The following is a 10,271-nucleotide window of genomic DNA, read 5'->3' as shown; positions in this document are numbered from 1 at the left end:
CTTCGGGGGCTTCGGGGGCTTCGGGGATTCTTTCCCGACACTCCTTTAATCACCCATTTCGACGAACCGCTCTGCAATACCGGCATAAGCGACAGACGCGGCTATACGGTCACCCTTATGGCTGTCGAGACCCACGTCCTGGCCTGGACCGGCCTGGACCGGGGCCTCCCCGGCACCCGCCACGTGACCCTCGGACCCACCCTCACCTCGGACCTCTCCGCCACCTCGACCTCTAGGAGACCCCATGAAGGACGTCATCGGCGCCCCGCAGTCCCTGCTCGTCCTCGGCGGCACCTCCGAGATCGGGCTCGCCACCGCCCGCCGGATGATCGCCCGCCGCACCCGTACCGTCTGGCTGGCCGGGCGCCCCTCCCCCGCGCTCGCCGCCGCGGCGGACTCACTGCGGGCGCTGGGCGCCGCCGTGCACACCGTCCCCTTCGACGCGCTCGACACCGAGTCGCACGAGGAGCGGCTGGGGAAGATCTTCACCGAGGGCGACATCGACATGGTGCTGCTGGCCTTCGGGGTCCTCGGCGACCAGGCGCGCGACGAGTCCGACCCGGTCGCAGCCGTCCGGGTCGCGCAGACCAACTACACGGGAGCGGTCTCGGCCGGCCTGGTGTGCGCCGCCGCGCTCCAGGCGCAGGGGCACGGCTCGCTCGTGGTGCTCTCGTCGGTGGCGGGCGAGCGGGCCCGCCGCGCCGACTTCATCTACGGCTCGTCGAAGGCGGGGCTCGACGCCTTCGCCCAGGGCCTCGGGGACGCGATGCACGGCACCGGGGTGCACGTCATGGTCGTACGGCCCGGGTTCGTCCGCTCGAAGATGACGGCCGGGCTCGCGGAGACGCCGCTCGCGACCACGCCGGAGGCGGTCGCGAGCGCGATCGAGCTGGGGCTGCGACGGCGCTCGGAGACGGTGTGGGTGCCGGGTGCGCTGCGGATGGTGATGGCGGCGGTACGGCACGTGCCGAGGCCGCTGTTCCGGCGCCTTCCGGTGTGACGCACCGAGTACCGACGTACCAAGCACCAAGCACCAAGCAGTACCTGCGTACTGCGTACCTGCGTGCGGCTCTAGGCCGTGGGCGTCGGTGTGTCCACCGGGCTGCCACCCTGCGCGGGGACCGCCGAGATCGGGCGGCCGCTGCCGAACTCGTAGTCGTACAGCTTCCGCCAGACCCCGTCCGAGCCCTGCTCGTACAGCGCGAACGAGCGGCAGGTCCAGGCCGCCTCGTACCCGGCGAGCTCCTCGAACGCCCGGTCCATCCCCTCCTCGGAGATGCCGTGCGCGACGGTGACGTGCGGGTGGTACGGGAACTGGAGCTCGCGCGCGAGGGGGCCCGCCTCGTCCCGGATCCGGTGCTGGAGCCGGTTGCAGAGGGGGACGCCCTCCTCCAGCTTCACGAAGACGACGGGGGAGAGCGGACGGAAGGTCCCGGTGCCCTTGAGGCGCACGGGGAACGGCTGGTGGTCGGCGGCGACCGCCGCGAGGTGCGCCTCGATCTCCGGCAGCCGCTCCCCGGCGACCTCCGTCGGCGGGACCAGGGTGACGTGCGTGGGAATGCCGTACGCGGCAGGGTCCCCGAAGCCGGCGCGCCGCTCCTGAAGCAGGCTGCCGTAGGGCTCCGGGACCGCGATCGAAACGCCGAGCGTTACGGTCCCCACGTCGTTCTCCTCCGTCGTCGGTCGACTTGTGTCGGGTGGTGCAGCCGCCAGTGTGCGGCCTGCACCACCCTTTGGGCCAGGGTCCTTGGTCTCAGTGCTTGGCCGGCAGGAAGCCGAGGCGCTCGTACGTCTGCGCCAGCGTCTCGGCGGCGACCGCGCGGGCCTTCTCGGCGCCCTTGGCCAGGACCGAGTCCAGCGTCTCCGGGTCGTCCAGGTATTCCTGGGTGCGGGTCCGGAACGGAGTGACGAAGTCCACCATGACCTCGGCGAGATCCGTCTTGAGCGCGCCGTACATCTTGCCCTCGTAGCTCTTCTCCAGGTCCTCGACGGAGGTGGAGGTGAGCGTGGACATGATCGTGAGCAGGTTGGAGACGCCGGCCTTGTTCTCCGGGTCGAAGCGGATCACCGTGTCGGTGTCGGTGACCGCGCTCTTGACCTTCTTCGCGCTGATCTTCGGGTCGTCCAGGAGGTTGATGAGGCCCTTCGGCGTGGACGCCGACTTGCTCATCTTGATCGTCGGGTCCTGGAGGTCGTAGATCTTCCCGGTCTCCTTGAGGATGTACGGCGCCGGGATCGTGAACGTCTCGCCGAAGCGGCCGTTGAATCGCTCGGCGAGGTCGCGGGTCAGCTCGATGTGCTGGCGCTGGTCCTCGCCGACCGGGACCTGGTCGGCCTGGTAGAGCAGGATGTCCGCGACCTGGAGGATCGGGTACGTGAAGAGGCCGACGGTGGCGCGGTCGGCGCCCTGCTTGGCGGACTTGTCCTTGAACTGGGTCATGCGGGAGGCCTCGCCGAAGCCGGTGAGGCAGTTCATGACCCAGCCGAGCTGGGCGTGCTCGGGGACGTGGCTCTGGACGAACAGGGTGCAGCGCTCGGGGTCGAGACCGGCGGCGAGCAGCTGGGCCGCGGCGAGCCGGGTGTTGGCGCGCAGCTCGGCGGGGTCCTGCGGGACCGTGATCGCGTGCAGGTCGACGACCATGTAGAAGGCGTCGTGGGTCTCCTGGAGGGCGACCCACTGGCGGACGGCGCCGAGGTAGTTGCCGAGGTGGAACGAGCCTGCCGTGGGCTGGATTCCGGAGAGCACGCGGGGACTGTCAGAGGCCATGCACATCATTCTCTCAGGTGTGGGAACCGATCCCGGACTGCCGGTGTATCAAGAGTGTGAGGACGCGGGAGGGGGGCCTGGTCGACGACGAGGCCGCGGTGATCGCACGGGTACGCGCCGGGGAGCCGGAGGCGTACGCGGCGCTGGTCCGCGCGTACACGGCGGTCGCGCTGAGAGCCGCGGTGGCGTGCGGCGCGGGCGCGGAGGCCGAGGACGTGGTGCAGCAGGCCTTCTTCAAGGCGTACCGCTCGCTCGGGCGTTTCAAGGAGGGCTCGGCGTTCCGGCCGTGGCTGCTGCGGATCGTCGTCAATGAGACCAGGAACACAGTGCGGTCGGCGGGTCGGCAGCGGGCCGTCGCCGACCGGGAGGCGGACCTGCTCGGGGGCGAGCCGCGGATACCGGAGTCGGCCGACCCGGCGGTCGCCGCGGTGGAGCGGGAGCGGAGCAGACGGCTCCTCGACGCGCTCGACGGACTGAGCGAGGACCACCGGCAGGTGGTGATCCACCGCTATCTCCTGGAGCTGGACGAGACGGAGACGGCCCGGGCGCTCGGCTGGCCGAGGGGGACGGTGAAGTCCCGGCTGAGCCGGGCGCTGAGGAAGCTGGGGCTGGTGCTCGGGGAGAGCCTGACGGAAGGACCGGAGGGAGGTGAGGGGCGTGGCTGACGAGGGTCTGCCGGACGAGCTGAGGGAGCTGGGGCGGCGGCTGCGGGTGCCGGACGTGGACGGGGAGTCGATGGCCGAGCGGGTGCTCGCCCAGCTCCTCGCCGAGCAGGTGCCGACGCCGGTGCCGGTCCGCCGTCGGCGGGACGGGTGGGCGTCGGTACGGGGCTGGGCGCGGGCGCGGTGGCGGGCGCTGGTGGCGGGCCTGTCCGGGGTGCTGATCGTCCTGGTGCTCACCCCGCCTGTGCGGGCGACGGTGGCGGAGTGGTTCGGCTTCGGCGGGGTCGCCGTGCGGTACGACCCGGACGGGCGGCACGTCCCGGCCGGGGGCCCGGTGCCGGGGTGCCCGGAACCGGTGCCGCCGGCGGAGGCCGGGCGGCTCGCGGGCTTCGAGCCGCTGATACCGAGGGCGCTCGGAGCGCCGGACGCGGTGGCGGTGACGGGGTCGGCCGAGCGGGGCCGGGCGGTGATCAGTCTGTGCTGGCGCGACGGGGAGCGGACGGTCCGGCTGGACGAGTTCCCGGCCCGGCTGGACATCGGCTTCGCCAAGCAGGTGCGGACGCAGCCGGAGTGGGTCGATCTCCCGGACGGCGCGCAGGGGTACTGGTTCGCGGCCCCGCATCTGCTGACGTTCCCGATGACGGACGGGACGGGCACGGCCTGGACCCATGAGGTCCGCACGGCGGGCCCCACGCTCCTCTGGACGAGGAACGGGGGCGCGCTCACCTTCCGGCTGGAGGGCATACCGGACCGGGAGGAGGCCCGGCGGACGGCGGAGTCGGTCGGCGGCTGACGGCCGGCCCGGCCCCGGGGGTCAGACCGGGAGGCCCGGGGCGGGGAAGGCGGTCAGCAGGTCGGCGACCTCCGCGCGGACGGCGGCGAGGGCCTGCTCGTCGCCCGCGCCGGCGGCCGCGACACCGCGGTCGATCCACTCGGCGACCTGGTCCATGTGCTCCGTGGTGAGGCCCCGGGAGGTGAGGGAGGGGGTGCCGATACGGACGCCCGAGGGGTCGAACGGCTTCCGGGGGTCGTAGGGGACGGTGTTGTAGTTGACGACGATGCCCGCCCGGTCGAGGGCCTTCGCGGCGATCTTGCCCGGGACCTGCTTGGGCGTGAGGTCCATCAGGATCAGGTGGTTGTCGGTGCCGCCGGAGACGAGGTCGAAGCCGCGGGCGAGGAGCGCCTCGGCGAGGGCCTTGGCATTGGCGACGACGGCGTGGGCGTAGTCGCGGAAGGAGGGCAGGGACGCCTCGCGGAGGGCGACGGCGATGGCGGCGGTGGTCTGGTTGTGCGGGCCGCCCTGGAGGCCGGGGAAGACGGCCTTGTCGAGGGCCTTGGCGTGCTCCTCGCGGGACATCAGCATGGCGCCGCGCGGGCCGCGCAGGGTCTTGTGGGTGGTCGTGGAGATGACGTCCACGTGCGGGACCGGGGACGGGTGGGCGCCGCCCGCGATCAGGCCGGCGATGTGGGCGACGTCGGCGACGAGCACGGCACCGGCCTCGCGGGCGATCTCACCGAAGGCCGCGAAGTCGATCGTGCGGGGCAGCGCGGTGCCACCGCAGAAGATCACCTTCGGGCGTTCCTTGAGGGCGAGCTCGCGGACCTCGTCGAAGTCGATGAGGCCCGTGTCCTGGCGGACGCCGTACTGGACGCCGCGGAACCACTTGCCGGTGGCGGAGACGCCCCAGCCGTGGGTGAGGTGGCCGCCCATGGGCAGGGCCATGCCCATGACGGTGTCGCCGGGCTCGGCGAAGGCGAGGTAGACGGCGAGGTTGGCCGGGGAGCCGGAGTAGGGCTGCACGTTGGCGTGGTCGACGCCGAAGACGGCCTTGGCGCGCTCGACGGCGAGGGTCTCGACCTGGTCGATGTTCTGCTGGCCCTCGTAGTAGCGGCGGCCGGGGTAGCCCTCGCTGTACTTGTTCTGGAGAACGGTGCCGGAGGCTTCGAGGACGGCGGCGGAGACGTAGTTCTCGCTGGGGATGAGGCGCAGGGTCTCGGCCTGGAGGCGTTCCTCGGCACCGACGAGGGCGGCGAGCTCGGGGTCGGCGGCGGCGAGCGCGGGGTGCGTGTACTGGTGCTGCGGCGTGGTCATGGTGGAGTCCTCCGGGCGTCGGTGGGTCCCGGGGCACTGCGTGAGAGGCGCGGCGCCACGCGGGACTTCGGTCCCGTGACGCCCAGGCGGGCGGCGTCTCGTGTGGTCTGCCGCGCACGGCTCCCCCGGGGTCGCTTCCCCGTGCGCCAGTCGCCGTGCGTGTTTTCAGAGTAGCGGGCGCGCCGCGCGCGAGGTTTCCCGGTCCGGCATCCGAGCGACGATAGAAACAGGGGCCACACCCCCTCGTCGGGGTCACCCCCCGAGCCGCAGGACGAACGGAGATCCCGTGTCGAGCACACAAGACGCGATCGCTTCGGCGGAGGCGCACAGCGCTCACAACTACCACCCCCTGCCGGTCGTCGTCGCTTCGGCGGACGGCGCCTGGATGACCGATGTCGAGGGGCGCCGCTATCTCGACATGCTCGCCGGTTACTCGGCGCTCAACTTCGGGCACGGCAACCGGCGTCTGATCGACGCGGCGAAGGCCCAGCTGGAGCGGGTGACGCTGACGTCGCGCGCCTTCCACCACGACCGGTTCGCCGAGTTCTGCACCCGGCTCGCCGAGCTGTGCGGGAAGGAGGCGGTGCTGCCGATGAACACCGGGGCGGAGGCGATCGAGACGGCCGTGAAGACCGCCCGGAAGTGGGGGTACGAGGTGAAGGGCGTGCCGGACGGGCACGCGAAGATCGTGGTGGCGGCGAACAACTTCCACGGCAGGACGACGACGATCGTCAGCTTCTCCACGGACCACGAGGCGCGGGACCACTTCGGTCCGTACACGCCGGGGTTCGAGATCGTGCCGTACGGGGACCTGACGGCGATGGAGGCGGCGGTCACCGAGAACACGGTGGCGGTGCTGCTCGAACCGATCCAGGGCGAGGCGGGGGTCCTGGTCCCGCCGGCGGGCTATCTGGCGGGGGTGCGGGAGCTGACCCGCCGGCGGAACGTGCTGTTCATGGCGGACGAGATCCAGTCGGGTCTGGGCCGGACGGGCCGGACGTTCGCGTGTGAGCACGAGAGCGTGGTGCCGGACGTGTACATCCTGGGGAAGGCGCTGGGCGGCGGGGTGGTGCCGGTGTCGGCGGTGGTCGCAGACCGGGATGTGCTCGGGGTGTTCCGGCCGGGTGAGCACGGGTCGACGTTCGGCGGGAATCCGTTGGCCTGCGCGGTGGCCCTGGAGGTGATCGCGATGCTGCGGACGGGCGAGTACCAGGAGCGGGCGACGGAGCTGGGCGAGCACCTGCACGCGGAACTGGGGCTGCTCGTGGGCGGCGGGGCGGTGGAGGCGGTGCGCGGTCGCGGGCTGTGGGCCGGGGTGGACATCGCGCCGTCGCGCGGCACGGGCCGGGAGATCTCGGAGAAGCTGATGGCGCGGGGTGTTCTGGTGAAGGACACCCACGGCTCGACGATCCGGATCGCGCCGCCGCTGGTCATCTCGAAGGAGGACCTGGACTGGGGTCTTGAGCAGCTGAGGGGCGTGCTGTCGGAGGAGTGACGACGTCCGTTCGAGGGGACGGCGACCGCGGGCCGGGCCGGGGCAACTCGGGCCATTGACACGGCAGTTGGTCTAGGCCAATGATGCCGCCATGCTGAGACTCCGTCTGCGTCACGCCGCGCGTGCCGCGCTCGCCGCCGCCGTCCCCCTCGCGCTCCTCGGCGCGGTCACGGGACCCGCGCACGCCGCCCCGAGGGCGGCCTGGCCCGAGCCCGTCCCGGTGGTCTCGCACATCGAGACCACCGACCCGGTCGTCTTCATCACCATCGACGACGGCTGGTTCCACGACCCCGCCGCGGCGAAGCTGCTGCTCGACCGCCGGGTGCCCGCCTCGCTCTTCCTGCTGCCCGGCGCCTACTCGTACGACTCCGGTTACTTCCACACCCTGCTGAACCAGGGCCCCTCCCGCGTCGAGAACCACACGGTCAACCACCCGGACCTGACCACCCTCGACGCCGCCGGCCAGAAGGCGGAGGTCTGCGGGGCGCGCGACCAGCACCTCGCGCAGTTCGGCGACGGCCCCCGGCTGCTCCGCCCGCCGTACGGCGTGTACGACGCCACCACCCGGACCGCGGCCCGCGCCTGCGGGGCGAAGGCGCTGGTGACATGGACGTACGACCTCACCACCTGGGGCCAGTGGACCCCGCCGACGCCGGCCCTCAAGGCCGGCGACATCATCCTGCTGCACTTCAACGAGACCCTGGAGCAGGACCTGACGCGGGCCCTGGCGGCGGCCGAGGCCGCGGGCCTCAGGCCGGCGCCGCTCAGGGAGTACGTCCCCGAGTAGCGGGAGCGGCCGGAAGGCAGGGCCCGCCCCCTACAGGATCACGTGCGGGAGGAAGCGGGCGTACTCGTCGGTGACGAGGCTCGACGACTCCCGGATGCCGAGTCCCGCCGCCTCGTCCTCGACGACCCACGCGCCGAGCACCACCCGGTTGCCGTCGAAGTCGGGCAGCGGGGCCAGCTCCTGGTAGCAGCAGGGCTCCCCGTCCCGTACGAACGGCTCCGTGCCGGCCTCGTGCAGGGTGACGCCCGCGCCCTCGCGGCCGAGCAGCGGCTTGGCGACCCACCCTGCGGTCGTGGCGAGTTCCCGCGGTCCGTCGAGGTAGGCGGGCAGCAGGTTGGGGTGGCCCGGGTACAGCTCCCACAGGATCGCCAGGAGCGCCTTGTTGGAGAGCAGCATCTTCCAGGCGGGCTCGATCCAACAGGTGGTGCCGGTGCCGCCGCCGTTGTCGAGGGTGTCCAGGACGTGCCGGCCGAAGCGGTCGGTGGTCAGCCACTCCCACGGGTAGAGCTTGAAGCAGCTGCGGATGAACCGGAGCCGGTCGTCCACGAAGCGGCGCGAGAGCCGGTCCCAGCCGATCCGTTCGACGGAGAGCGCCTCGGTGTCGAGCCCGGCCTGCTGGGCGGTCTCGCGCAGATACGCGACCGTCATCAGGTCCTCGCCGAGCTCGTCGCCGTCCGAGTGGACGAAGTGGAGGGGGCCGGGAGGCAGCAGACGGGCCTGCTTCCGCCACGCGTCGACGAGCCGTTCGTGGAGGGAGTTCCACTGGTCGGCGCCGGGGAACCGTTCCTCCATCCAGAACCACTGCGGGCTCGCGGCCTCCACGAGCGAGGTGGGGGTGTCGGCGTTGTACTCCAGCATCTTGGCCGGGCCGGTGCCGTCGTAGCGCAGGTCGAACCGCCCGTACAGGGAAGGGAGTTCGGCCCGCCGCCGCCAGGACTCGGCGACCAGGGACGCGAGCTTGGGATCGGTGATCCCCAGCTCGGCGAACCGGTCACGCTCGACGATGTGCGCGGCCGCCGCGAGGCACATCGCGTGCAGCTCCTCGACCACCTCCTCAAGGGCCTCGACCTCGGGCAGGCTGAAGGAGTAGTACGCGCTCTCGTCCCAGTACGGACGCAGCGAACCGTCCGGGTAACGGGTCAGCGGGTAGACGAGCCCCTGCTCCTCCACCGTCTCCTGCCAGCCGGGCCTGGGCTCGATGGTGTGCCGTCGCATCTGCCGGACCTCTCTCAGCCGCCGCCGGAACCGGAGCAGCCGAAGCCGCCGGTGTCGACGGCCTTCTTGTCGAAGCTGCCGCCGCTCACGCGGTTGTCACGTATGGAGCCGCCGTAGTAGTACGAGCCCCGGTGGGTGGTGCCGCCGTTGTCGTCGTCGTCGTCGCCGCCACCGCCGCTCTCGCACTCGTAGCTGGGCAGCGTCTCCCGGGTCACCGGGTCCACACACCGCTTGTCCGGATCGGATCCGCACGCGGTGATCGTCGCCGCGAGCACACCCATCCCGCCGAGCACCACCGTGCTCGACCTCAGCCTCCGCATGTCCCTGGCCCTCCCCTTCGCAGTCGCGACCGCACAGTGTAGGCCGGTCAATTCCAGCCGCAGCGCCTAGAGTCATTTCGTGCTACTCGGGATGATTTGTGCGCTCGCCTCGTCCGTCTGCTTCGGCGCGGCCTCCGTCCTCCAGGCGATGGCGGCCCGCGCCACGACACCGGGGACCGGTGGTGGGGTCGACCTCGCGCTGATGTGGCGGGCGCTGCGACAGTGGCGGTACATCGCCGGCCTCAGCATGGACGGCCTCGGCTTCGTCCTGCAGATCGTGGCCCTGCGGACCCTGCCCATCTACGTGGTCGGCGCCGCCCTCGCGGCGAGTCTTGCGGTCACGGCGGTCATCGCCTCCCGGGTGCTGCGGGTGCGGCTCAGCCGGGTGGAGTGGACGGCGGTGGGCGTGGTCTGCGCGGGACTCGCGCTGCTGGCCCTCGCCTCCGGGAAGGAGGGCCACCAGGGCGGCCCTGACTGGCTGCCCTGGGCGCTGCTCGCGAGCGCCTTCGGGGTGCTGCTGCTCGGCGTCGTGGGCGGGCGGCTGCCGGCGAAGCCCCGCGCCCTCGTCCTCGGCCTGGGGGCGGGCTTCGGCTTCGGGGTGGTGGAGGTGGCGGTCCGGCTGATCGACGGCATCGATTTCGCCGATCCGGTCTGGTACGCGCTCCTGGTGGGCGGCGGGGCCGCGTTCGTGCTGCTGACCTCGGCGCTCCAGCGCGGCTCGGTGACGACGGCGACGGCGGGCGCGGTGCTCGGCGAGACGGTCGGCCCCGCGATCATCGGGGTGGCCTGGCTCGGCGACACCACCCGGGAGGGCCTGGGCTGGCTCGCGGTCACCGGCTTCGCGATCGCGGTGGCGGGCTCCCTGACCCTGGCCCGCTTCGGTGAACCGCCGGAGGTGGACGCGAGCGGGCGGACGGTGGAGGCGGGGGCGGC

Annotated in this window: 11 protein-coding genes and 1 riboswitch; of the genes, 6 read left to right on the top strand and 5 right to left on the bottom strand. The window is 72.2% G+C overall.

Annotation, left to right across the window (positions count from 1 at the left end):
• The first annotated feature begins 244 nt into the window (after window positions 1-244).
• On the top strand, window positions 245-1,000 hold the full coding sequence (locus tag AOK00_RS23030) for a decaprenylphospho-beta-D-erythro-pentofuranosid-2-ulose 2-reductase (protein ID WP_055602200.1): 756 nt from the start codon (window positions 245-247) through the stop codon (window positions 998-1,000).
• 71 nt (window positions 1,001-1,071) lie between these two features.
• Here the strand turns inward: AOK00_RS23030 and AOK00_RS23025 are convergent, their stop codons facing one another.
• Together AOK00_RS23025 and trpS are read right to left on the bottom strand one after the other, a co-directional pair.
• The gene (locus AOK00_RS23025; RefSeq protein ID WP_055602199.1) at window positions 1,072-1,662 is read right to left on the bottom strand and encodes a 2'-5' RNA ligase family protein; all 591 of its coding nucleotides are present in this window, start codon (window positions 1,660-1,662) and stop codon (window positions 1,072-1,074) included.
• Between the two features lie 91 nt (window positions 1,663-1,753).
• Window positions 1,754-2,767 (bottom strand): tryptophan--tRNA ligase, encoded by a 1,014-nt coding sequence (trpS, locus tag AOK00_RS23020; RefSeq protein WP_055602198.1) that lies wholly within the window; start codon window positions 2,765-2,767, stop codon window positions 1,754-1,756.
• A 56-nt stretch (window positions 2,768-2,823) separates the two neighbouring features.
• On the opposite strand from trpS, the gene AOK00_RS23015 reads away from it, so the two are divergent.
• Complete coding sequence (locus tag AOK00_RS23015; RefSeq protein WP_055602197.1) at window positions 2,824-3,432, top strand: RNA polymerase sigma factor; 609 nt, start codon at window positions 2,824-2,826, stop codon at window positions 3,430-3,432.
• The gene (locus AOK00_RS23010) at window positions 3,425-4,222 is read left to right on the top strand and encodes a hypothetical protein (RefSeq protein WP_055602196.1); all 798 of its coding nucleotides are present in this window, start codon (window positions 3,425-3,427) and stop codon (window positions 4,220-4,222) included. The genes AOK00_RS23015 and AOK00_RS23010 overlap by 8 nt, the downstream gene beginning before the upstream one ends.
• Window positions 4,223-4,243: 21 nt before the next feature.
• Here AOK00_RS23010 and glyA read toward each other — a convergent pair whose 3' ends face one another.
• On the bottom strand, window positions 4,244-5,521 hold the full coding sequence (gene glyA / locus AOK00_RS23005; protein WP_055602195.1) for a serine hydroxymethyltransferase: 1,278 nt from the start codon (window positions 5,519-5,521) through the stop codon (window positions 4,244-4,246).
• Window positions 5,522-5,594: 73 nt separating this feature from the next.
• A riboswitch (ZMP/ZTP riboswitch) is annotated at window positions 5,595-5,685 on the bottom strand.
• 122 nt (window positions 5,686-5,807) lie between these two features.
• On the opposite strand from glyA, the gene rocD reads away from it, so the two are divergent.
• Window positions 5,808-7,016 (top strand): ornithine--oxo-acid transaminase, encoded by a 1,209-nt coding sequence (rocD, locus tag AOK00_RS23000; protein WP_055602194.1) that lies wholly within the window; start codon window positions 5,808-5,810, stop codon window positions 7,014-7,016.
• Window positions 7,017-7,107: 91 nt separating this feature from the next.
• Entirely contained in the window at window positions 7,108-7,803 is a 696-nt protein-coding gene (locus AOK00_RS22995; RefSeq protein WP_055602193.1) for a polysaccharide deacetylase family protein, read from the top strand.
• Window positions 7,804-7,833: 30 nt separating this feature from the next.
• Here the strand turns inward: AOK00_RS22995 and AOK00_RS22990 are convergent, their stop codons facing one another.
• Together AOK00_RS22990 and AOK00_RS22985 are read right to left on the bottom strand one after the other, a co-directional pair.
• On the bottom strand, window positions 7,834-9,018 hold the full coding sequence (locus AOK00_RS22990; RefSeq protein ID WP_055602192.1) for a glutathionylspermidine synthase family protein: 1,185 nt from the start codon (window positions 9,016-9,018) through the stop codon (window positions 7,834-7,836).
• A 14-nt stretch (window positions 9,019-9,032) separates the two neighbouring features.
• Window positions 9,033-9,338 (bottom strand): hypothetical protein, encoded by a 306-nt coding sequence (locus tag AOK00_RS22985; RefSeq protein ID WP_055602191.1) that lies wholly within the window; start codon window positions 9,336-9,338, stop codon window positions 9,033-9,035.
• A gap of 91 nt (window positions 9,339-9,429) precedes the next feature.
• Here AOK00_RS22985 and AOK00_RS22980 point away from each other — a divergent pair.
• Window positions 9,430-10,271, top strand: an 842-nt coding sequence (locus tag AOK00_RS22980; RefSeq protein WP_055602190.1) for a hypothetical protein, incomplete at its 3' end; no start/stop codon positions are given.

The sequence above is a fragment of the Streptomyces aureus genome (assembly GCF_001418135.1).
GTDB classification, from domain to species: Bacteria; Actinomycetota; Actinomycetes; order Streptomycetales; family Streptomycetaceae; genus Streptomyces; species Streptomyces aureus_A.
The sequence above is the reverse complement of the archived record's forward strand: the minus strand, read 5'-3'. Positions and strand labels throughout refer to the sequence as shown.

What these genes read in the sequence shown, in the direction of transcription:
- AOK00_RS23030 (WP_055602200.1), top strand. Translation starts at nt 245, where the DNA reads ATGAAGGACGTCATCGGCGCCCCGCAGTCCCTGCTCGTCCTCGGCGGC.
- glyA (WP_055602195.1), bottom strand. Translation starts at nt 5,521, where the DNA reads ATGACCACGCCGCAGCACCAGTACACGCACCCCGCGCTCGCCGCCGCC.
- trpS (WP_055602198.1), bottom strand. Translation starts at nt 2,767, where the DNA reads ATGGCCTCTGACAGTCCCCGCGTGCTCTCCGGAATCCAGCCCACGGCA.
- AOK00_RS22985 (WP_055602191.1), bottom strand. Translation starts at nt 9,338, where the DNA reads ATGCGGAGGCTGAGGTCGAGCACGGTGGTGCTCGGCGGGATGGGTGTG.
- AOK00_RS22990 (WP_055602192.1), bottom strand. Translation starts at nt 9,018, where the DNA reads ATGCGACGGCACACCATCGAGCCCAGGCCCGGCTGGCAGGAGACGGTG.
- AOK00_RS22995 (WP_055602193.1), top strand. Translation starts at nt 7,108, where the DNA reads ATGCTGAGACTCCGTCTGCGTCACGCCGCGCGTGCCGCGCTCGCCGCC.